20 protein-coding genes and 1 tRNA gene are annotated in these 21,132 nt (G+C 70.0%); 16 read left to right on the top strand and 5 right to left on the bottom strand.

The features are described 5' to 3' along the window. Nucleotides 1–30: 30 nt before the first annotated feature. Both ACWICD_RS04885 and ACWICD_RS04880 read left to right on the top strand, forming a co-directional pair. On the top strand, nt 31–1,629 hold the full coding sequence (locus ACWICD_RS04885) for a sodium-dependent transporter (RefSeq protein ID WP_376127107.1): 1,599 nt from the start codon (nt 31–33) through the stop codon (nt 1,627–1,629). Next, on the top strand, nt 1,626–1,793 hold the full coding sequence (locus tag ACWICD_RS04880; RefSeq protein WP_454139447.1) for a methionine/alanine import family NSS transporter small subunit: 168 nt from the start codon (nt 1,626–1,628) through the stop codon (nt 1,791–1,793). Before ACWICD_RS04885 ends, ACWICD_RS04880 begins: the two co-directional genes overlap by 4 nt. A gap of 21 nt (nt 1,794–1,814) precedes the next feature. Here ACWICD_RS04880 and ACWICD_RS04875 read toward each other — a convergent pair whose 3' ends face one another. Continuing rightward, nucleotides 1,815–2,285 (bottom strand): PaaI family thioesterase, encoded by a 471-nt coding sequence (locus tag ACWICD_RS04875; RefSeq protein WP_454139446.1) that lies wholly within the window; start codon nt 2,283–2,285, stop codon nt 1,815–1,817. 107 nt (nt 2,286–2,392) lie between these two features. On the opposite strand from ACWICD_RS04875, the gene ACWICD_RS04870 reads away from it, so the two are divergent. The 9 genes from ACWICD_RS04870 to ACWICD_RS04830 all read left to right on the top strand — a co-directional run bounded on the left by ACWICD_RS04870 (nt 2,393) and on the right by ACWICD_RS04830 (nt 10,192). Further along, a complete protein-coding gene (locus ACWICD_RS04870) occupies nt 2,393–2,782 on the top strand; it encodes a GntR family transcriptional regulator (protein WP_454139445.1) in 390 nt (129 codons plus the stop codon). Beyond that, complete coding sequence (locus tag ACWICD_RS04865) at nt 2,779–3,798, top strand: DUF1648 domain-containing protein (RefSeq protein ID WP_454139444.1); 1,020 nt, start codon at nt 2,779–2,781, stop codon at nt 3,796–3,798. The genes ACWICD_RS04870 and ACWICD_RS04865 overlap by 4 nt, the downstream gene beginning before the upstream one ends. Nucleotides 3,799–3,934: 136 nt before the next feature. Beyond that, the gene (locus ACWICD_RS04860; RefSeq protein WP_454139443.1) at nt 3,935–4,609 is read left to right on the top strand and encodes an O-methyltransferase; all 675 of its coding nucleotides are present in this window, start codon (nt 3,935–3,937) and stop codon (nt 4,607–4,609) included. Between the two features lie 157 nt (nt 4,610–4,766). Next, on the top strand, nt 4,767–6,047 hold the full coding sequence (gene eno, locus ACWICD_RS04855) for a phosphopyruvate hydratase (RefSeq protein WP_376127119.1): 1,281 nt from the start codon (nt 4,767–4,769) through the stop codon (nt 6,045–6,047). A gap of 224 nt (nt 6,048–6,271) precedes the next feature. Beyond that, nucleotides 6,272–6,799 carry an FtsB family cell division protein gene (locus tag ACWICD_RS04850; RefSeq protein WP_376127121.1) on the top strand — a complete coding sequence of 176 codons (528 nt, stop codon included), beginning with the start codon at nt 6,272–6,274 and terminating at the stop codon, nt 6,797–6,799. A 44-nt stretch (nt 6,800–6,843) separates the two neighbouring features. After that, on the top strand, nt 6,844–7,362 hold the full coding sequence (locus tag ACWICD_RS04845) for a DUF501 domain-containing protein (RefSeq protein ID WP_376127123.1): 519 nt from the start codon (nt 6,844–6,846) through the stop codon (nt 7,360–7,362). Beyond that, entirely contained in the window at nt 7,359–8,636 is a 1,278-nt protein-coding gene (locus tag ACWICD_RS04840) for a S8 family peptidase (protein ID WP_376127124.1), read from the top strand. The genes ACWICD_RS04845 and ACWICD_RS04840 overlap by 4 nt, the downstream gene beginning before the upstream one ends. 34 nt (nt 8,637–8,670) lie before the next feature. Beyond that, nucleotides 8,671–10,089 (top strand): NAD(P)/FAD-dependent oxidoreductase, encoded by a 1,419-nt coding sequence (locus tag ACWICD_RS04835; protein ID WP_376127265.1) that lies wholly within the window; start codon nt 8,671–8,673, stop codon nt 10,087–10,089. 30 nt (nt 10,090–10,119) lie between these two features. Continuing rightward, nucleotides 10,120–10,192, top strand: a tRNA-Leu gene (locus ACWICD_RS04830). A 120-nt stretch (nt 10,193–10,312) separates the two neighbouring features. On the opposite strand, the gene ACWICD_RS04825 is transcribed toward ACWICD_RS04830, so the two are convergent. Continuing rightward, nucleotides 10,313–10,480, bottom strand: coding sequence for a hypothetical protein (locus ACWICD_RS04825; RefSeq protein ID WP_454139442.1), 168 nt, complete (start codon nt 10,478–10,480; stop codon nt 10,313–10,315). 56 nt (nt 10,481–10,536) lie between these two features. On the opposite strand from ACWICD_RS04825, the gene ACWICD_RS04820 reads away from it, so the two are divergent. The 3 genes from ACWICD_RS04820 to ACWICD_RS04810 all read left to right on the top strand — a co-directional run bounded on the left by ACWICD_RS04820 (nt 10,537) and on the right by ACWICD_RS04810 (nt 13,720). After that, nucleotides 10,537–11,760, top strand: coding sequence for an alanine racemase (locus tag ACWICD_RS04820; protein ID WP_454139441.1), 1,224 nt, complete (start codon nt 10,537–10,539; stop codon nt 11,758–11,760). Further along, complete coding sequence (locus ACWICD_RS04815) at nt 11,757–13,070, top strand: D-arabinono-1,4-lactone oxidase (RefSeq protein ID WP_454139440.1); 1,314 nt, start codon at nt 11,757–11,759, stop codon at nt 13,068–13,070. Before ACWICD_RS04820 ends, ACWICD_RS04815 begins: the two co-directional genes overlap by 4 nt. A gap of 80 nt (nt 13,071–13,150) precedes the next feature. Continuing rightward, nucleotides 13,151–13,720 (top strand): LemA family protein, encoded by a 570-nt coding sequence (locus tag ACWICD_RS04810; RefSeq protein ID WP_454139439.1) that lies wholly within the window; start codon nt 13,151–13,153, stop codon nt 13,718–13,720. A 369-nt stretch (nt 13,721–14,089) separates the two neighbouring features. Here the strand turns inward: ACWICD_RS04810 and ACWICD_RS04805 are convergent, their stop codons facing one another. The 3 genes from ACWICD_RS04805 to ACWICD_RS04795 all read right to left on the bottom strand — a co-directional run bounded on the left by ACWICD_RS04805 (nt 14,090) and on the right by ACWICD_RS04795 (nt 18,598). Then, nucleotides 14,090–16,294, bottom strand: a complete 2,205-nt coding sequence (locus ACWICD_RS04805; protein ID WP_376127134.1) for a CocE/NonD family hydrolase — start codon at nt 16,292–16,294, stop codon at nt 14,090–14,092. Nucleotides 16,295–16,432: 138 nt separating this feature from the next. Further along, nucleotides 16,433–17,338 (bottom strand): hypothetical protein, encoded by a 906-nt coding sequence (locus tag ACWICD_RS04800; protein WP_376127136.1) that lies wholly within the window; start codon nt 17,336–17,338, stop codon nt 16,433–16,435. Nucleotides 17,339–17,347: 9 nt separating this feature from the next. Beyond that, complete coding sequence (locus ACWICD_RS04795) at nt 17,348–18,598, bottom strand: winged helix-turn-helix domain-containing protein (protein WP_454139438.1); 1,251 nt, start codon at nt 18,596–18,598, stop codon at nt 17,348–17,350. A gap of 78 nt (nt 18,599–18,676) precedes the next feature. Between ACWICD_RS04795 and ACWICD_RS04790 the strand changes: the two genes are divergently transcribed. After that, nucleotides 18,677–19,882: an AI-2E family transporter gene (locus ACWICD_RS04790; protein ID WP_454139437.1), complete on the top strand. Its 1,206-nt coding sequence runs from the start codon at nt 18,677–18,679 to the stop codon at nt 19,880–19,882. After that, nucleotides 19,879–21,126 (top strand): threonine ammonia-lyase, encoded by a 1,248-nt coding sequence (gene ilvA, locus ACWICD_RS04785; protein ID WP_376127141.1) that lies wholly within the window; start codon nt 19,879–19,881, stop codon nt 21,124–21,126. Before ACWICD_RS04790 ends, ilvA begins: the two co-directional genes overlap by 4 nt. Nucleotides 21,127–21,132: the final 6 nt, after the last annotated feature.

The following is a 21,132-nucleotide window of genomic DNA, read 5'->3' as shown; positions in this document are numbered from 1 at the left end:
CTGGCAGTCACACTGACAAGGGAGTTACCTGTGGCCGTATCCGATTCACGCAACGGAGCGAGCGTCGAGAAGCCTCGTGAGCAATGGACCGGACAGGTCGGATTCATCATCGCCGCGATCGGTTCGGCGGTCGGTCTGGGCAACATCTGGCGGTTCCCGGGAGTGGCGTACGAGAACGGCGGCGGCGCCTTCCTCATCCCGTACATCATCGCGCTGCTGACCGCCGGCATCCCGATCCTGTTCCTCGACTACGCGATCGGCCACCGTTTCCGCGGGGCCTCGCCGACCGCCTTCCGTCGGCTCGCCCGCCGCGGCAAGGGCTTCTTCGAGGCCCTCGGCTGGTTCCAGGTGATGATCGCGTTCGTCATCGCCCTCTACTACACGGCCGTCATCGCGTGGGCCCTGAGCTTCTTCGTCTTCTCGTTCGATCTGCGCTGGGGCGACGATCCGGGCGGGTTCCTCATGAACGACTATCTGCAGGTCGCCGAACCGGGCTTCAGCCTCGACTTCGTTCCCGGCGTGCTCATCCCGCTCGCGATCGTCTGGGTCGTCGCGATCGTCGTGATGGCGGCCGGTGTCGCGAAGGGCGTGCAGCGCACCAACATGATCGCGCTGCCCGTGCTCGTCATCGCCTTCACGGTGCTCGTCGTGCGCGCGCTCTTCCTCGACGGCGCCGCCGAGGGCCTCAACGCCCTCTTCACGCCCGATTGGGAGGCGCTGGCGAACCCGAACGTGTGGATCGCGGCATACAGTCAGATCTTCTTCTCTCTGTCGATCGCGTTCGGCATCATGGTGACCTACGCGTCGTATCGCCGCCGCAAGTCGAACCTCACGACGCCGGGTCTGGTCGTCGCGTTCTCGAACTCGTCGTTCGAGATCCTCGCCGGCATCGGCGTCTTCGCCACGCTCGGCTTCTTCGCCTTCCAGCAGGGCATCGCGGTCGGTGAACTCGAAGGCCTCACGGGTGTCGGGCTGTCGTTCATCACGTTCCCCGCCATCGTGTCCCAGATGCCCGGCGGCCCCATTTTCGGGTGCCTGTTCTTCGGTTCGCTGACGCTCGCGGGGTTCACATCGCTCGTATCGATCCTGCAGGTCGTCTCGGCGGCCGTGCAGGAGAAGTTCGGATGGACGCGGCGCACGGCATCGATCGGCGTGGGCGTCGTGTCGGCGGCACTGTCGATCCTCATCTTCTCGACCACGACGGGCCTGCTCGCGCTCGACACGGTCGACCAGTGGGCGAACAACATCGGGATCGTCGCGTCGGCGGTGTTCCTCACGATCCTCGTCGTGTGGGTCGCCCGCAAGGGCCCCGAGCTGCGCTACCACCTCAACGCCCTGTCGACCTTCCGCGTCGGCGGCTGGTGGGTCTTCCTGATCGGCGTCCTCGGGCCCATCGTGCTCGGCTACATGCTCGTGCAGCGCATCATCGTGCTCGTCACCGAGGGGTACGGGGGCTTGCCCGAGTGGTACCTGCTGGCCTTCGGGTGGGGCACGATCGTCGTCATCGTGGTCGGCGCCATCATCCTGCCGCTGCTTCGCTGGAAGCGCTCGCCCGACGACTTCGAGCCCTGGCCGGCATTCCCGCCGGCACCCGTCACCCCGTCGGCTCAGCGGAAGGCGTCCCGATGACCCCCCTCGCCATCACGTTCCTCGTCCTATCGATCATCATCGTGTGGGGCGGCACGGTCGTCAGCGCCCTGTTCCTGCGCAGCAGGCCCGAGGTGGCGGTGTTCCCGCCGGGAGACCCCGACGATCACCGGCAGGACGCCGGGGTCATCGAGCACGACACGTGAGAATCAGGGCGCACAGTCGGCTCAGTTCGCCCGCTCCGTGACCCGCCGCTTCTCGCGGACGTAGACCTCGCGCCTCACGTGTGCGACGACGTCGCCCTCGGCGTCGACGATGTCGGTCTCGAACCACTCGAGCACCTTCGCGCCGCCGCGCGCGCGGTCGCGGAGATCGTCGGCCTTCTCGACCGGAACGTGGAAGTGAGCCGTCAGGACACCGCGGCCCGGCTTGACGAACTCGATCTCGCCGCGCGTGTCCCACACGACGTAGTCACGGCCGAGCTGATGCATGACGAGCATGAAGAAGTACGGATCCGTCATCGCCGACATCGATCCGCCGAATGCCGTCTTGACGTAGTTGCGGGTGACGAGGTTGACGTGCAGTTCCACGGTCGCGCTCGTCCAGTCGTCTGAGAATCGCCGCACCCGGATTCCGCTGAAGAGGTTCGGGATCCACAGACTCATGCCGATGGCGAGGCGACGGGGCGTGATGCGCATCCGATCATCGTGGCGTGCGGGCTCGGGGCGCGCACATCGCTTGTGCATGAGGCACAACCCGAACAGGTGAGAAAGGTCTATTGTTCTATATGAACTAGAGTAAGTGCATGCTCATCACCATCGACGCCGAGAGCGACGTGCCGCTGTTCGGGCAGGTCGCGGATTCGGTGCGCGCTGACGCTGCGGCCGGGCGCATCCGGGCAGGGGACCGCCTTCCCTCGGCGCGCGATGTGGCCGGCGCGCTCGACATCAACGTGCACACCGTGCTGCGCGCCTACCAGCAGTTGCGCGACGAGGGCCTGATCGAACTGCGGCGCGGTCGCGGCGCGGTTGCGACACCCGCCGTGGGCGCCCTGTCGGGTCTGCACGCCGAGATCGTGGCGCTCGTGGGTCGGGCAGCCGAACTCGGGCTGTCTCCCGACAGCCTCGCCGCGCTCGTGCGCGAGACCGCGCGCGTGGGCGATGCCGCGCGCTCCGACGACAGGAAGACCCCATGACCGGTCCCGTCTCCGCCCGCCTGCGTGCCGTCGGACTGATCGCGCCCATCGTGCTCGCCGTCGTCGGCGTCATCATCCAGGCGATCTGCCTGCCGCGCCTTCCCGCGCGGATCGCGATCCACTGGGGGCTGGACGGGCAGGCCGACGGGTACGCACCCGCCTGGCTGGCCCTCGCCATGACGGCGGTGATCGGAATCCTGTTACCGCTCATCGTCGTGGGGTCCGCGCTGATGCAGAGCCGCGTCGATCCGCGCTGGGGCCAGCGCGGCGGCTCCTACCGCTTCATCGGCGGTGTGTCGCTCGGCACGACGGCCTTCATCGTCGTGATGATGACCTCGACGGTGCTCACGCAGGTGGGCATCGAGAACGCGACGGATGCCCCGGCGATCTGGCTGAGCATGCTCGCCGGCGCCGTGGCCGGAGTCATCGGCGGCGCGATCGCCCGGGCAGCGCTGCCGGCGGGGATGCCGCGCCCCCGCGTCGCGACGGCCGACCCGCTGCCGCTCGCCGACAACGCGCAGGCGGTCTGGATCCGCACGGCCGTGATGTCGCGCGGGGGAGTCCTCGTGCTCGCCGGCGGAGTCGTGCTGCTCGTCGCGATCGGGATCGGGATGATCCTCGCGGGGGAGTCGGGGCCGGCCTGGATCGTTCTCGGGCTCGGCGCACTGATCGCGCTCCTCGCCGCGTCCAACACGGTCTTCCACGTCGTCGTGGACGCGTCCGGGCTCACCGTGCGCTCGGCCCTCGGGGTCCCTCGGTTCCGGATCGCCGCGAGCGACGTCACGGCGGCGACGGCGTCGCACGTGAACCCCATGGCCGAGTTCGGCGGCTGGGGCATGCGCTGGTCGCCCGACCGCCGATTCGGCGTCGTGCTGCGAACGGGGTCGTGCATCGAGGTCACGAGGTCGAACGGACGCACCTTCGTCGTCACGGTCGACGATGCAGCAACCGGCGCCGCGCTCCTGAACACGATGGCCGCACGCGCGAGCGGGCCGCATCGGATCGTGGATCGATGAACTCGAACGCGGCTACCGCGGCAGCATCCCGTCGCGACGCGCAGCACCGACGACTTCGTGGGTGCCGGCGTGCCCGTCATCGATCCGTTCGCGTTCACGGGTTGACGGATGCCGGGTGCCCGGTGAGTCTGGACGGGTGAGCGAACCCCTTCCCGACCCGCAGTCCTGGCGCCGCGTCGACGCCTACCTGACCGACACGCTCATCGGGCACGATCCCGGCCTGGAAAGCGCCGTCGCCGAGCAGAACGCGGCGGACCTGCCGTCGATCGAGGTCGCCCCGGTCAACGGCAAGCTGCTGCACCTCCTCGCGCGCATGTCCAACGCGCGCCGCGTGCTCGAGATCGGCACCCTGGGTGCCTATTCGACGATCTGGCTCGCGCGGGCGCTCCCCGACGACGGTCGCGTCGTCACGATCGAGGCCGAGCCGCGCATCGCCGAGGTCGCACGCCGGAACCTCGATCGCGCCGGGGTGGGCGACCGCGTCGAGATCAGGCTGGGGCGCGGAGCCGACGTGCTGCCGACGCTCGAGGGCGGCGAACCGTTCGACCTCGTCTTCATCGACGCCGACAAGGAGTCGAACACCATCTATCTCGACTGGGCGGCGCGGCTGGGTCGGTCCGGCACGATCGTCATCGTCGACAACACGGTGCGCTCGGGCGAGGTCGCCAACCCCGCGACCGAGGACCCTCAGATCATCGGAGTGCAGCGCGGCATCGAGATGCTCGGCCGCGATCCCCGCTTCGACGCGACGGCGATCCAGACGCTCGACGCGAAGGGCTGGGACGGGGTCGCCATCGCACTGGTCGTTTAGCGGCGGGGAGCGAGACCGGCGCATCGCGACCTTTCGGCAGGCTCAGGGGCCGCTCAGCGGGGCCGCCCTTCGGGGAGCGGCATCCGATCACTAGACTCGCACCGACGGACCGACGACGCTCCGCCGATCCCCACCTCCACGACCTAAGGAGTCCCCTGTGGCACTGATCGAGGCTGTAGGCGCGCGCGAGATCCTGGATTCGCGCGGCAACCCGACCGTCGAAGTGGAGGTGCTGCTCGATGACGGCACCGTCCAGCGTGCGGCGGTCCCTTCCGGCGCATCGACGGGCGCATTCGAGGCGTACGAGCTGCGCGACGGCGACGCGAACCGTTACGGCGGAAAGGGCGTCCAGAAGGCCGTCGCCGCCGTCATCGACGAGCTCGGACCCGCCCTCGAAGGAGTCGAGGCGAGCGAGCAGCGCATCGTCGATGAGATCCTCATCGAGACCGACGGCACCGAGAACAAGTCCCGTGCCGGCGCCAACGCGATCCTGGGCGTCTCGCTCGCCGTCGCGAAGGCGGCCGCCGACGCCGCCGACCTGCCGCTGTTCCGCTACCTCGGCGGTCCCAACGCGCACGTCCTGCCGGTGCCGCTGTTCAACGTCATCAACGGCGGCGAGCACGCCGACAACGGGATTGACTTCCAGGAGTTCTTCCTCGCGCCGATCGGCGCCGAGACCTACGGCGAATCGCTGCGGTGGGGCACCGAGGTCTACCACGTCCTCAAGGGCGAGCTGAAGGCGGCGGGTTTCGCGACGGGACTCGGCGACGAGGGCGGCTTCGCTCCCGACCTGCCGAGCAACCGCGAGGGGCTGGACTTCCTCATGCGCGCGATCGAGAAGGCCGGCTACACGCCCGGCACCGACATCGCCGTGGGCCTGGACGTCGCCGCCACGGAGTTCTTCAACGACGGCGTCTACACCGTCGAGGGACAGCCGTGGTCGGCCGAGAAGCTCACCGACTACTTCGCCGACCTCGTCGCGAACTACCCGATCGTCACGATCGAGGATGCCCTCGCCGAAGACGACTGGGATGCCTGGAAGGCGCTCACCGACAAGCTCGGCTCGAAAGTGCAGCTCGTCGGCGACGACCTGTTCGTGACGAACCCCGAGCGGCTGCAGCGGGGAATCGACCTCGGTGTCGGAAACGCCCTCCTGGTCAAGGTGAACCAGATCGGCACGCTGTCCGAGACGCTCGACGCCGTCGCCCTCGCGACGCAGAACGGCTACCGCTCGATGCTGTCGCATCGCTCGGGCGAGACCGAGGACACGACGATCGCCGACCTCGCGGTCGCCGTCAACTGCGGTCAGATCAAGACCGGCGCGCCCGCCCGCAGCGAGCGCGTCGCGAAATACAATCAGCTTCTGCGCATCGAGGAAGACCTCGGCGACGCCGCGGTCTTCGCGGGTCGCTCGGCCTTCCCTCGGTTCAAGGACTAGATCTCGATACGCCCGCTGCGCGGGCTACTCGATCACCGGGTGGGTTGCTGAGGTGGGCTACTCGATCACCGGGTGGGTTGCTGAGGTGGGCTGCTCGATCACCGGGTGGGTTGCTGAGGTGGGCTGCTCGATCACCGGGTGGGTTGCTGAGGCGGGCTGCTCGGTCACCGGGTGGGCGCTGAGGCGGGCTGCTCGATCACCGACCGCGAGGAGAAGGGGGAGCCGTGGCCAAGACGACGGCTCCCCCTGCTCGCGCCCGCCGCACGCGTGAAGCGCGCCAGGTCGACGTCCGGCAATGGCTCGGCGGCATCCGACTGTCGGGATTCATGGTCATCATGCTGGGGCTCGTCGTGCTCGCCGCATTCGTGCTCGTGCCCACGATCGGCACCTACATCGGGCAGCGGCAGCAGATCGCCGCGCTCGAGCGCTCGGTGCAGGTGAGCCGCGAAGAGGTGACCGCGCTCGAGCAGCAGCGGGAGCGCTGGCGCGATCCGGCCTACATCACGACGCAGGCTCGTGAACGGCTGTACTACGTCAAGCCCGGCGAGGTCATCTACCTCGTGGACAACGATCTGCCGGCCGATCAGCGTCCGCAGGAACTGGATCCCGTGAGCGAAGAGGTCGAGCAGACGCGCACCGACTGGATGTCGCAGTTCGTCCGCTCGCTCACCGAAGCGGGGCTCGCGCAGACCGTCGCCCCGCCCACGGTGGGTGTGCCCGACCCCGCCCCCGACGAGTCGCCTTCCGGGTGAGGCGATCCAGCGGCGCCCCAGCCGTGGCCGGTACCCTGGAGGACGTGCCGACGCCTCCCTATCCGCCCGTGACCGACGCCGATCTGACGGTTCTTCGCGAACAGCTCGGGCGTCCCGCCCGCGGTGTCGTCGGCGTCGCCGCGCGGTGCGCCTGCGGCAACCCGACCGTCGCCGCGACGGCGCCGCGCCTCGACGACGGCACGCCGTTCCCGACGTTCTACTACCTGACGCATCCCGCCGCGACCGCGGCCATGTCGACGCTCGAAGCCGGTCAGGTCATGCGCCAGTTCACCGACGAGCTCGCCGACGACGACGATCTGCGCGCGGCCTACCAGCGCGCACACGACGCGTACCTCGCCGACCGTGCGCCGTACGGCGACGTCGCCGAGATCGAGGGCATCTCGGCCGGCGGCATGCCGACCCGCATCAAGTGCCTGCACGCCGTGCTGGCGCACACGCTCGCCGCAGGACCCGGAGTCAATCCCTTCGGCGATCGCGCACTCGCGCTGTCGTCGTGGTCTCCCGAACGCTGCGTGTGCGCCCGACCGGGAGCCGCGGGGTGAGGCTCGGCGCGCTCGCGACCGGCGCGCTCGCCCTGTCCCTCGCCGTCGTCGCACCGCTCGCCCCCGCCCCCTCGACCACGGACGCGCCCGAGATCGACCCCATCCGCGGCATGCAGTACTGGCTCGACGAGTACGGCATCGAGGAGGCATGGCAGACGACGCGCGGTGAGGGCGTGCGGATCGCGATCATCGACACGGGCATCGCGCGCGGTCCCGTCGAGTTCGAGGGCGCCGTCGTGAACGGCATCGATGTGTCCGGCACAGGGAGTCCGGACGGGCGCAAGCCGGTCGGCACGATCGACCGCAATCACGGCAGCTGGGTGGCTTCGCTCGCCGCGGCGCGCGGCACGGGGCCGGGCGCCGGCATGATCGGCGTGGCGCCCGAGGCGGAGCTGCTGTCGGTCTCGGTCGGCTTCGGGGCCGCGGCATCCGTGCCGTTCGTCGACCAGATCGCCCAGGCGATGCGCTGGTCGGTGGACAACGGCGCCGACGTGATCAACCTCTCACTTACGACGAACGTGCCCGACTGGGACAAGAGCTGGGACGACGCATTCCTCTACGCGTACGAGAACGACGTCGTCGTCGTGGTCGCGGCAGGAAACCGCGCGAGCGGCACATCGCGCGTCGGCGCCCCCGCGACCATCCCGGGCGTGCTCACCGTCGGCGGTGTCGACCCCGAGGGGCGCGCGAGCCTGGATGCCTCGACGCAGGGCATCACGATCGGCGTCTCCGCACCGAGCGAGAAGCTGCTCGGCGTCTCGGCCGACGGGCGGGTGGTGCTGTGGGACGGAACGAGCGGCGCCGCGCCCATCGTCGCCGGCATCGCGGCCCTGGTCCGCTCGGCGCATCCCGACCTCGACGCCAACAACGTCATCAACCGCATCGTCCGCACGACGCGCCCCGCGCCGGCCGCGACGTCGCATCCCGATCCGCTCTACGGCTACGGCCTCGTGGACGCCGCCGCGGCGGTGGCCGCCGAGGTGCCCGCCGTCGTGGCCAACCCGATGGGCAGTCTGCAGGAATGGATCCGGCTCTACCGACGCGCGGATGCTGCACCCGCACCGACGCCGACCGGCGGCCCCGTCGATGTCGATCCGCTCCCGCCGGTCGCCGACGGTCGGATCGAGACGTCGCCTCTCCTGCCGTCCTACGAGACGCTGCTCTACGGCACGCTCCCGCTTCTGGCACTCACCTCCACCGCTATACTGATGGGGCTCGGCGTCACTGCAACTGTCCGACGCATCCGAATGGCGTCCCGCGCGCCGAGCCGCTGATCCACGAGGAGTTTTCCCCGCCGTGAGCAACACCGTGCCCAGAATCCTCGTCGTCGGAGGCGGATACGCGGGCTTCTACACCGCCTGGAAGCTCGAGAAGCTCCTCCGCAAGGGCGAAGCGGAAGTCATGATCGTCGATCCGCTGCCGTACATGACCTACCAGCCCTTCCTCCCCGAGGTCGCGGCCGGTTCGATCGAAGCGCGCCACTCCGTCGTCGCGCTGCGTCGTCACCTCAAGCGCACGGCGGTGATCGCGGCGAAGGTGACCGGTATCGATCACGCCCGCAAGGTCGCGACGATCACTCCCGTGGCGGGTGAGCCCTACCAGCAGGAGTACGACCAGATCGTCGTCACCGCCGGTGCGGTGTCGCGCACGTTCCCGATCCCCGGCATCGCCGACAACGCGATCGGCCTGAAGACGATCGAAGAAGCCGTCGCGATCCGTGACCGGCTGATGTCGAACTTCGACAAGGCGTCGGTCCTGCCCCCCGGCCCCGAGCGCGACCGCTTGCTGACGGTCGTCGTCGTCGGCGGCGGATTCGCCGGCATCGAGGTGTTCGCCGAGCTGCGCTCGCTGGCGTCCTCGCTGGTGAAGAGCTACCCGCAGATCACCTTCGAGGACACGCACTTCCACCTCGTCGAGGCGATGGGCCGCATCATGCCCGAGGTATCGCTCAAGACGAGCGAGTGGGTGCTCAAGAGCCTCGCCGAGCGGGGCGCTTCGGTGCACCTGGACACGCAGGTGACCGGTGCCGTCGACGGCAACATCGAGCTGTCCACCGGCGAGACCATCCCGAGCGACCTCATCATCTGGACCGCCGGCGTCATGGCGAACCCGACCGTCGTGCGCGGCAGTGACCTGCCCGTCGAGGAGCGCGGCCGCATCCGCACCCGGCCCGACCTGCGCGTCGGCACGGAAGAGGAGATCGTCGAGGGCGCCTGGGCGGCCGGTGACATCTCGGCCGTGCCCGACCTCTCGGGCGGCGGCGTCGGCGGGTACTGCGTGCCCAACGCGCAGCACGCCGTGCGGCAGGCCAAGCTGCTCGCGAAGAACCTCGTCGGCGTCCTGCGCGGTGAGCTGCCGCGCGAGTACGTCCACCACAACATGGGTGCCGTCGCGGGTCTCGGCCTGTACAACGGCGTCTTCCAGTCGGGCAACATCGCGCTCAAGGGCTTTATCGCCTGGCTCGCCCACCGTGGCTACCACGGCCTCGCGATGCCGTCGTGGGAGCGCAAGTGGCGCGTGCTGTGGGGCTGGTGGAACAACTTCTGGCTGGGTCGCGACCTCGTCAACCTCGAGACCGTGCAGAACCCGCGCTATGTCTTCGAGGAGTTCGCCGCGCGTCCGCGTCCGCCGCAGCCGGCCGTCACCCCGCCGGCCGAGCCGCGCGACCAGGGCAAGCCGGCCGAAGCGAAGCGCGCCGACGCCGAGAAGGCGGCCGTCTCGGGCTGACCGATAGCGTGGGTGTCGTCAGCTGACGACGCCCCCGTAGCCCAATGGCAGAGGCAGGCGACTTAAAATCGCTTCAGTGTGGGTTCGAGTCCCACCGGGGGTACGGCGGTGCTGTCGCCCATCGGGCGGCTGCGGCGCCGTGTTCCGGAGCTGACGAGAACCCGTGCGGGTGGGCCCACGCCGCCCGAGGCTCGGCACGCCGCGGTGCTCTCACACGGACGCGTCAGTTCGTGCGCCCGTGCGGCGTCGGTCGGCGCGGCGTCGTGACGACGCGTGCGCACGCCGTGCACGTCACCAGCGTCACGGATGAGGTCACCGGCGCGTCGGGGCTCGTATCGCCGCACGCGGGGCGACTCGTGCCCGGAGCGAGGTAGTGGATGGCAGCGGTCATGCCGACATCGAACCGCACTCGCGCGCCGCGCACAACGGCCTCGTAGGCTGGGGCGCATGGACCTGCTCGCGGCGGACGTCTCGACCCCCACCTGGCCCGACCCCGCCCGGCACTGGACGCTGCTGACCCGTGCCGTGGCCGACCTCTCGGGCCCCGTCGGCGTGATCGACCTCGCCGCGATCCGGCACAACGCCCTCGACATGCTCGTGCGTGCGGGCGGCGTGCCCATTCGCGTCGCGAGCAAGTCGGTGCGCGTGCGCGGCGTGCTCGACGCGACGCTCGCCCTCGCCGGATATCGCGGCATCCTCGGCTTCACGCTGCCCGAGGCACTCTGGCTCGCCGAGACGCACGACGATGTCGTGCTCGGCTATCCCACGACCGACCGTGCCGCGATCGCCGCACTCGCCGCCGACGAGCCGGCCGCCTCGCGCATCACGCTCATGGTCGACGATCCCGCGCAGCTCGACCTCGTCGACGCCGTCGCCGCGCCCGGTACGCGCCCCCGGCTGCGCGTCGCGATCGACGCCGATGCGTCGTGGTGCGCGCCGGGACTCGGCCATATCGGCGTGCACCGCTCGCCCCTCCACGAGCCGGGGGAGGTGGCATCCCTCGCTCGCTCGATCGCGGCTCGCGACGGCTTCCGTCTCGTGGGACTGATGATGTACGAAGCGCAGATCGCCGGGCAGGGCGACGCGACCGGGGCCGGCGACGGCGTCATCCGGTGGATGCAGCGCCGCTCGGCGCACGAGCTGGCGGAGCGGCGCGCGGCGATCGTCGCAGCACTGCGCGATGTCGCGCCGATCGAATTCGTCAACGCCGGCGGGACGGGCTCGCTCGAGCGCACGGCATCCGATCAATCGGTCACCGAACTCACCGCCGGCAGCGGCCTGCTCGCGGGCCACCTCTTCGACGGCTATCGCGCGTTCGAGCCGGCGCCCGCCGCGGCGTTCGCCCTCGAGGTCGTGCGCAAGCCCCGCCCCGACATCGCCACGGTGCTCGGCGGAGGCTGGATCGCCTCGGGACCGCCCTCGGCGAGCAGGCAGCCGCGTGCCGTCTGGCCGGAAGGACTGCGGATGCTGCCGCGCGAGGGCGCCGGCGAGGTGCAGACCCCGCTGCAGGGCGAGGCGGCGCGCATGCTGGCCGTCGGCGACCGGGTCTGGTTCCGCCACGCGAAGAGCGGCGAGCTCGCGGAACGCATCGACCGGTATCACGTCATCGAGGACGGGGCGATCGTGGAGCAGCTGCCGACGTACCGAGGCGAAGGCAAGGCGTTCCTGTGACGCGCCCCGGCGGAACATGGCAGAACTGGGCGCGCTCGGCGTCGGTGCGGCCGCAACGCGTCGAGTTCCCGCGATCGGTCTCGGCCGTGCAGCGCTCCGTGCGGTCCGCCGCGGCGCGCGGGCTGCGGGTGAAGGCCGTCGGCGCAGGTCACAGCTTCACCGGCATCGCCGTCGCGCCGGGTGTGCTGCTGGATCTGACCGATCTCACGGGTCTCGTGCGCGTCGACCGCGACCGGGCGCGCGTGACGCTTCTGGCGGGCACGCGGCTGCACCAGATTCCGCGTCTGCTCGCGCGGTACGGGCTCGCGATGCAGAACCTGGGCGATATCGACAGGCAATCGCTCGCCGGTGCGATATCGACGGGCACCCACGGCACGGGCGCGCGCTTCGGCGGTATCGCGACGCAGGTCACCGGTGTCACCCTCGTGCGATCCGACGGCGAGCGGATGACCGTCGACGAGAACGAGAACGCCGACCTGCTGCCGGCCGTCGCGCTCGGGCTCGGGGCGCTGGGGATCCTCGTCGAGATCACGATCCAGTGCGTCCCGGCGTTCCTGCTGCACGCCGTCGAACGTCGCGAGCCGCTCGATGACGTCGTCGACGGGCTCGCGGTGCGCGCGCGCGAGGCCGACCACATGGAGTTCTTCTGGTTCCCGCACACCGAGGTTGCGCTGACGAAGACCCTGACGCGCCTGCCCGAGAGCGACGTGCGCCGGCCGCTGCCGGTCGTCGGCCGCTGGGTCGACGAGACGCTCCTGGCCAACGGCGTGTACCGCGCGACGTGCGCGCTCGGGTCGGTGCTGCCCGCCGTCGTGCCCGCGGTGTCGCGTGCCGCGACGAGGCTGACGGGCACACGCGAGCAGACCGACCGCTCGGCGCGCGTCTTCGCGCACCGACGCACGGTGCGGTTCCGCGAGATGGAGTACGCGCTGCCCGCCGAGCACGTCGTTCCCGCGTTCGCCTCCCTGCGCGCTCTCATCGCCGACGAGGGGTGGCGCATCTCGTTTCCCGTCGAGGTCAGGTTCGCAGCATCCGATGATCTGTGGCTGTCGACCGCGTCGGGGCGCGAGACTGCCTACATTGCGGTGCACCGGTACGTGCGCGAAGACCCGACGGAGTACTTCGAAGCCGCCGAGGAGATTCTGCTGCGCTACGGCGGACGCCCGCACTGGGGCAAGCTGCACACGCTGGATGCCGCGGCTCTGCGCGAGCGCTACCCGCGGTTCGACGACTTCGTCGCCGTGCGGGATCGACTCGATCCGACGCGCATGTTCCACAACTCCTACCTCGAACGCGTGCTCGGGGAGTAGCTGGGAGTCTCCCCAGCCGCCGGTGTCGGCGAGGGTGCCGCCGTTAGGATGAGGTGATCTTTCGAACGGAGTTTGTGGCTATGTGGGAATGGCTCATTCCGGTTCTCATCGTCGTGGCGCTGGTCGTCATCGCCGGTGTCTACCTCTGGGCGACGTACAACTCGCTTGTGCAGCTGAACGTCCGCGTCGACGAAGCGTGGGCCGACATCACGGTGCAGTTGAAACGCCGAGCCGATCTGCTGCCCAACCTCATCGAGGCGGTGAAGGGCTACGCGGCGCACGAGAAGGCCGTCTTCGAGAACGTCACGAGGGCCCGCGCCGAGACGCTCAACGCTACGGGTCCCGTCGAGACGGGCGTGGCCGAAGGGCACATGCAACAGGCGCTCAAGTCGCTGTTCGCCGTCGCCGAAGCGTATCCGCAGCTGCAAGCGAGCCAGAACTTCCTGCACCTGCAGCAGTCGATCGTCGATACGGAAGACAAGATCCAGGCATCGCGCCGGTTCTACAACGGCGGCGTGCGCGAACTGAACACCAAGATCAAGGTGTTCCCGAACAATCTCTTCGCCCGGAACCTCGGGTTCCACGAGCGCGAGTTCTTCGAGGTCGTCGACGGCGCGGCCATCTCAGAGCCGCCGCGCGTGCAGTTCTGACGCGACCGGTGTGACGCCCCGAGTGGGCCCAGTCGTGCGCGGCAGGTGAACGCGGATCGCGGCGGCGCGCGGGTTCGGCCGTGGGGTGCGGCTCCAGGGCTCGGTCCACCGTGCGGCCTGGCGGTATGTGAGGGGGTCGCGTTCCCCTGACCGGGCCGAGCGGGTCGGTCCGCTGTCTCCGCGACGGTGCGAGCGGGCAGGTCCGCTGTCTCCGCGACGGTGCGAGCGGGTAGGTCCGCTGTCACCGCGACGGTACGGTCGCCGTGACGGGCCGTGCCAGGTGTCACGTGCCGCTATCCGTCCTGCACCAAAGGCGACGGCCGCGACACCCTGGCGAACCAGGATGCCGCGGCCGGCGTCAGGGATGGATCAGCCGCAGGTGAATGCGGGGTAGGTGACGGAGGTGGTGCGGTCGGTGCGACCGTCAGCGTTGCCGCTGATGCCGATCTCGCCCGCGGTCAGCGTCGCCGTGCGGGTGTTGATCGAGACCGCAGCGGTCTTGCCCGGCTGCACCGAGACGAACGACTTGCTGCCGTGCTCACTCGTGACCGAGATGTTCACCGCGACGGAGTCGTTGTTGGTGACCGAGACCGAGTTGTACACCTTGCCGGCGAGGCAGCGCGACGTGACGGCTGCATCGAGGGCGACGGTGTTCAGACCGGCGGCGGACGCGGCGCCCGAGCCACCCACGATGGGCAGCGCGATCGTCGACGTGGTCGCGTCGAACGTGACCGTGGCGTTGGGCGAACCGGCCTGGTAGCCCGACAGGTTCGTCGTCAGGATCACGCCGATGCGCGAGCCGGCCTTGAACACGTGGTCGTACGGCTCCATCTTCCAGTCGAAGTCGTACTTCTGACCGGGGACGACCGGCGAGGCCTGGCCCTCGGCGATGCCCTCACGGTTCGACGAGTCCAGCGCGCCGCGCGACAGGCGCCAGAAGTCCGACGATGCCGAGCGACGCTCAGCCTCGAGGTAGCACGCGTTGTCATGCTCGCTCGCGGCGCCCCAGCACGTGCGGACCTCGGTGGTCAGCACGCCGTCACCGGGCGAGCGCGGGGTGCGCACGTCGGTGCTGTAGTCGACGAGGAGCGCGGCGAGGTTCGACTGCTCCTGGCTGAGCGACGCGTCGAGCTTGACGACGGGCGTGCCCGACACGCGCAGGTCCGCCGTGAGCGGCTCGGAGAGCAGCACGACGCGGTTGGCCTGCGGGTTCTCCGGGTTCGGGATGAACGAGTTCTCGCCGGGCGCGTTGGAGCCGCCCGTGTACGAGAGCGTCGTCGCACCGGCGACCGGTGCCATGCGCAGCGCGCCGGCGGCGCCCTGCGTCGCGCCCGAGAGGTTCAGCTCGACGGTTTCGGTGCCGGGGGCCGGCCACGATGCTTCGTCGACGTACTCGGACGGACCGAACTCGACGGTGGACTGCGGCTCGTTCATGATGCCGTTGTCGATGCCGTGCAGCCAGTAGTCGAACCAGCGGTGCAGCGTGTCGACCCACACCTCACGACGGAACTCGAACGGGTCGATGTGGCCGAGACGGGGCAGCCACACCTTGCGCGGCACGTCGCGCTCGCTGAGGGCCTCCCAGTAGTCGCCGAACTGGCTCATCCGGACGTTGTCGTCGTTGAGCCCGTGGATCGCGAAGACCGACGCCTTGACGTTGTCGATGCCGTTGAGGTAGTTGCGCTCGTCCCAGAACGGGTTCATGTCGCCCGTTTCGTCACCGTCGATGTCGTTGAAGACGGCACGCGACGGGGCGCACAGGGCGCGACGCTCGGGGTTGGTGACGGTGTTCGACAGGCTCGCCGGGTAGTTCGTGTTGTGGCGGATGCCGTTCGTGCGCGAGTAGCGGTACCAGTCGCTGATCGCGTCGATCGGGACGATCGTGGACAGGCCGTCGACGCCCGTGGCGGCGACGCCGTTGGCCAGCGTGCCGTCGTAGGACTTGCCGATCATGCTCGACTTGCCGTTGTGCCACGTCGCCGCGACAGCGTCGCCGGCGGCGTTGAAGGCGGGGACGCGACCGTTGAGCCAGTCGACGACGACCTTCATGCTCTCGATGTCACCCGCACCGCCGTGGTGGGGGCAGCCGGTCGACCAGCCCGTGCCGTTCATCTGCGCGTGGATGACGGCGTAGCCGCGCGGCACGAAGTAGTTGTCATAGAACAGGGGGAACAGGTCGGCGACGCCGTCGCCGTCGATGTCGGTCAGACGCTGGGACTCGTTGCCGCGTCCGAGGGTCGTGTAGTAGGGGCTGGGGTCGATGATGGCCGGGACCTTGAGGTCCGCCGAGGCCTGCGCCGGGCGGATGATGTCGACCGAGGTGACGTCGGTCACACCGTCGTTGTCCTGGTCGACACCCTCGACGGGGATGAAGACGCGTTCGCGCACGGCCGTGCCGTAGTCGAAGACGGGCTGCGTGACGCCGTCTTCGATGGTGATGACGGGGTCGGCGGCGGAAGCTGATGCCGCCGTGGGGCTGAGCAGGGCCGCTGCGAGAGCCGCGACGGTGACGGTCGCGGCTACTGTGCCGCGGCGCCTCCGAGCCGTTTCGGGTAGAGGTGGGGATATTGTCATACTTCCTGCATAGCGTCGCGCGCGCGGGGATGGAAGTCTTGTTGAACCGCGTCCATTCTGGTATGTCTTGGCAGAGTGTCGCGCCGAAGGCCTCTGATGTGCGTCATCTGTCGCACGGATTCGACCTCGGATTGTCGGTCAGTCGACGAGCAGCACCATCTGCTCGCCCTCGAAGCGGACCGTTCCGTACATCGACCAGTCCTCCGATCGATACGTGAAGGATGCGGCGGACCCTGCCCTCGTCGTGCCGGTCACCGTCGCCACGACGGCGCCGCCGGTCGCGGCGAACGATCGGCCGTCGTCGGCGATGCGCAGCGACGGCAGGGTCTCGACGCGGAACGCGACGGCGTCGAGTGTGCGCAGGTCTGCGGCCCACGGTGCGCGCAGCCCGCAGCGTTCCGGGATCGTCGCCGCCGGCGCCGTGCACTGCGCGGCGTAGTCGTCGAGCCGTCGCTGGGCGATGTCGGTCGCAGAGGGCGCGAGCGTCGGGTCGAGCGCCGCCGTCACCGGCTCGTCGTTCGTCGCGGTCACCTCGATGTCCCCCTCGAGGATACCGGCGGGCGCCGCTGAGACGGGATAGACGGCCGGCAGCAGAGCGATCGGTTCGTCCGCGGGCGCGAGGGCGTCGCCGACGAGGACGGAATCGCCGAGCGTCGTGCTCACCTCGAGGCTCGCGAGGAAGTCCTGTGCGAGAGTCCAGCCGTCATCGGTGCGGGCGAGACCGAAGACGACGACGCCGTCCGCGCCACCGAGGAGGACGTCGGCTCTCGCGCTGACCGCGTCGCCGTCGCCGGTCAGCGTCACGGTGTAGTCGGTGAGGTGCCCGGTCGCCCCGGCGAAGGCCGTCTCGAGGTGTCCGGCATCGACCGACTCGGGCAGCAGCGGCGCGATGGCGGCGAAGTCGCCGTTCGAGAGGGCGCGCAGATAGCGGTCGGCGACATCGTCGGCGGAGGGCGGCCGCGTCAGCGTCCACGCCGCGATGCCGGCGCCGATCGCGACCACCGCGACGCCGGCGACGATCCCTGCGATGACACGGCGCTGCACAGTGCCACGCTAACCCGCCGCGACCGGTCCTGCATCGTGGCGCTCGGCACGGGGGAGCACGGCGGCGAGGTCGTCGGTGGCGTCGCCCCATCGTGACACCGACAGCGTGTCCAGACCTTGCCAGGCCGCGGCGGCCTGCAGCTCGTGCGCGAGCCGGGCCGCGGCATCCGGAGGATGACCGTGCTCCCACCACGCGGACTGGACGAGCAGACGGGATGCCGCGCGGTCGGCCTTGAGATCGACGCGGCCGACGACGTCGTCGCCCTGCAGTACCGGCAGCGAGTAGTAGCCGAAGCGGCGGCGGTGCGCGGGCGTGTAGATCTCGATCCGGTACTCGACGTCGAACAGGCGCTCGGTGCGGTCGCGGAACCACACCAGCGGGTCGAACGGCGTCAGGATCGCGCTCGCGTCGATGCGCCGGGGGAGCCGGGCATCGACGTGCAGCCAGGCGGGGGTGGGGCGGTCGCCCGTCGTCCAGCCCTCGACCGTGACCGGGCGCAGCTCGTGCGAATCGACGAGGTCGTGCACCGCCGCGAGGACGGCGCGGCGGTCGCTGATCCGCCAGTAATCGGCCAGATCGGCCGCTGTCGCGACCCCGTAGGCGCGCGCTGCGCGCCGCACGAGCTCGCGGACGGCCTCGTCACGCGGCACACGGGCGGCGAACGCCGCGGCGGGCACGACATCGGCGGCCACGGCGTACCGGCGCTCGAAGCCCCGCCTGCCGGCGATCGCCACTTCGCCGAAGAGCCACAGCTGCTCGAGTGCGCGCTTGACGACGTCCCAGTCCCACCACTGACCCCGCGTGCCGCGCTGCGCGTCGTACTCGATCTGCGCGGGGCGCAGTGGTCCGCGATCGGCGAGCTCGGCGCGCACCCAGTCCACGACCGGGCGATGCGCGTGGAACCACGTGTCGGGACCCGTGCCGTACTTCTCGCGCAGGGCATCCATCCGGAACCGGAACAGCGGCCAGTCGGTCGCGGGGATGAACGCCGCGACGTGCGCCCAGTATTCGAGGTAGGGCGGGCGTCGCGCGAACAGCAATCGATCCAGAAGTGCGGGGTCGTACGGCCCGAGGCGCGAGAAGAGCGGCATGTAGTGAGATCTCGCGAAGACGTTGACCGAGTCGATCTGCAGAGTCGCCATGCGGGCGAGGGCGAGATTGAGCTGTCGTGTGCCGACGGCGGCGGGGCGCGGGCGAGCGAACCCCTGCGCGGCGACGGCGATGCGGCGGGCTTCGGCGCGACTGAGTGAGGACTTCACGCGGTCAGCCTAATGACGGCCGCCGACGTCGCTGCGGTGCATGGTGATTGCGGAATGCGCCGGTCCTAGACTTGTCGGATGAGCAGTACGGAGTCGGAGTCCGACGCTCCCCAGCCTCGCGGCTCATTGTTCGACGCGCTGCGCGATCGGACCCGGGTCGTCACGACCGACGCGGGGCGCACCGTACCGCGGAGTCTGAGCGTCGCGACGGCGTATTCGTGGCGCCTGCTCGTCATCGCGGCGGCCATCGGCGTCGCGATCTGGCTCATCATCCAGCTGAAGCTCCTCGTCATCCCCCTCCTCGTCGCGATCCTCGTCACGGCGCTGCTCTGGCCCGCATTCTCGTGGATGCTGCGCCGAGGCCTCCCGAAATGGATCGCGATCGTCATCTCGGTCGTCGGCACGCTCGCCATCGTGTCGGGACTGCTGTGGCTCGTGGGCTGGCAGATCAGCAGGGAGTGGGCGTCGGTGCAGACGCGCACGGTCGAGGCGGTCGTGCAGTTCCGCCAGTACCTCATCGACGGCCCGCTGCACCTCACGGCGCAGCAGATCGACGACCTCCTGGCGCAGGCGGGTCAGCTCATGCAGGAACAGGGGCAGCTGCTGTGGTCGGGTGCGCTGGCGCTCGGCACGACGCTGGGTCATGTCGCCGCGGGATCGCTGCTCGCCGTGTTCATCCTGCTGTGCCTCCTGGCCGACGGCGCCGGGATCTGGAAGTGGGCCACGCGACTGTTCCCCCGGCGCGCCCGCCGCGCCGTGGACGGCGCGGCGAAGGCCGGCTGGGTGACGGTCGTGAACTACGCCCGCACGCAGCTGCTGGTCGCGACGATCGATGCCGTCGGGATCGGACTCGGCGCGTTCCTGCTGGGCGTGCCGCTGGCGATCCCCGTCGCCGTCCTGGTGTTCCTGGGCGCTTTCGTCCCGATCGTGGGAGCCGTGCTGACGGGCGCCGTCGCGGTGTTCCTCGCCCTCGTCTACAACGGTCCGTGGATCGCGCTGTGGATGCTTGTGGTCGTCCTCGGCGTCCAGCAGATCGAAGGTCACGTCCTGCAGCCGCTCCTGATGGGGGCCGCCGTCAAGGTGCATCCGCTCGCGATCGTCATCGTCGTCGCCGGCGGTGCCATGATCGCCGGCATCCCGGGGGCGCTGTTCGCCGTGCCGCTGGCGGCATTCGCGAACGTCGTGGCGGTCTATCTCAGCAAGCGCTCCTGGGAGACCGGCGCGCCACCCACCGGTGACTTCATCTGGAGCACCGTCCCACGCCCCAGGAGGACACGCGCGTGAACACGTCTCAGACCCGGTCGGCTGTCCCTGCGCTCGCGGCGTTCGAAGACGCCGCGGCCTCGCTGGCCGGTGTCATCTCGCCCACTCCGGTGGACGCGTCGCAGCATCTGTCCGAGCTGCTCGGGGTGCCCGTGCACCTCAAGCTCGAGAACCTGCAGCGCACGGGATCGTTCAAGATCCGCGGAGCGACCTACCGTCTGTCGCGGCTGACCGCCGAGGAGCGCGCCCGCGGTGTCGTCGCAGCCTCGGCGGGAAACCACGCGCAGGGTGTCGCGCTCGCGGCGCAGGAGCTCGGCATCCCCGCCACGATCTTCATGCCGCTCGGGGTGCCCGTGCCCAAGCTCCTCGCGACGCGCGGCTACGGCGCCGAGGTCGTGCTCGAGGGCGCGACGGTCGAGACGCCGCTGCGGCTCGCGGCGGAGTTCGCCGAACGCACGGGTGCCGTCCTCATCCACCCCTTCGACCACCTCGACATCATCGCGGGGCAGGGAACCCTCGGCATCGAACTGTGGGACCAGCTGCCCGAACTCGAGACCGTCGTGCTCGGCATCGGCGGGGGAGGACTCATCGCGGGTGTCGGCGCGGCTCTCAAGGCGCGCGCTGCCGCGGTGGGACGCACGATCCGCGTCATCGGAGTGCAGGCCGAGAACTCTGCGGCCTTCCCGCCCTCCATCGCCGCCGGTCATCCGCTCGAGGTCGCGACACGACCCACGATCGCCGACGGCATCGCCGTGGCGCGACCGGGGGATCTCACGTTCGACATCGTCCGTGAAGTCGTCGATGAGATCGTGACGGTCTCCGAAGACGACATCGCCCGGGCGCTCCTGGTGCTCCTCGAGCGCGCGAAGCAGGTCGTCGAGCCCGCGGGCGCCGCCGGCGTCGCCGCGATGCTCGCCGGCAAGGTGCAGGCCACGGGCACGACCGTCAGCGTGCTGTCGGGCGGGAACATCGACCCGCTGCTGCTGCAGCGCATCGTCGCGCACGGGCTCGCGGCATCCGATCGGTACACGTCGCTGCGGATCCCGCTGCCCGACCGTCCGGGTCAGCTCGCGCGGGTCTCAGAGCTCGTGTCGCATGCCGGAGCGAACGTCATCGAGGTGCTGCACACGCGGCACGGTCAGGGCCTGCAGATCAGCGAGGTCATCCTGCAGCTCAGCGTCGAGACGCGCGGCGAGGAGCACCGCGCCCACGTCATCGCGGTGCTCGAAGAGGCCGGCTTCCACCCCGCCATCGTCGAACAATGACCGCGA

Source organism: Microbacterium sp. NPDC055357 (assembly GCF_053644835.1).
Note: the sequence above shows the minus strand (reverse complement) of the source record. Positions and strands in the feature narration are given on the sequence as shown.

What these genes read in the sequence shown, in the direction of transcription:
- ACWICD_RS04880 (WP_454139447.1), top strand. Translation starts at nt 1,626, where the DNA reads ATGACCCCCCTCGCCATCACGTTCCTCGTCCTATCGATCATCATCGTG.
- ACWICD_RS04875 (WP_454139446.1), bottom strand. Translation starts at nt 2,285, where the DNA reads ATGCGCATCACGCCCCGTCGCCTCGCCATCGGCATGAGTCTGTGGATC.
- ACWICD_RS04870 (WP_454139445.1), top strand. Translation starts at nt 2,393, where the DNA reads ATGCTCATCACCATCGACGCCGAGAGCGACGTGCCGCTGTTCGGGCAG.
- ACWICD_RS04865 (WP_454139444.1), top strand. Translation starts at nt 2,779, where the DNA reads ATGACCGGTCCCGTCTCCGCCCGCCTGCGTGCCGTCGGACTGATCGCG.
- ACWICD_RS04825 (WP_454139442.1), bottom strand. Translation starts at nt 10,480, where the DNA reads ATGACCGCTGCCATCCACTACCTCGCTCCGGGCACGAGTCGCCCCGCG.
- ACWICD_RS04820 (WP_454139441.1), top strand. Translation starts at nt 10,537, where the DNA reads ATGGACCTGCTCGCGGCGGACGTCTCGACCCCCACCTGGCCCGACCCC.
- ACWICD_RS04810 (WP_454139439.1), top strand. Translation starts at nt 13,151, where the DNA reads ATGTGGGAATGGCTCATTCCGGTTCTCATCGTCGTGGCGCTGGTCGTC.
- ACWICD_RS04805 (WP_376127134.1), bottom strand. Translation starts at nt 16,294, where the DNA reads ATGACAATATCCCCACCTCTACCCGAAACGGCTCGGAGGCGCCGCGGC.
- ACWICD_RS04790 (WP_454139437.1), top strand. Translation starts at nt 18,677, where the DNA reads ATGAGCAGTACGGAGTCGGAGTCCGACGCTCCCCAGCCTCGCGGCTCA.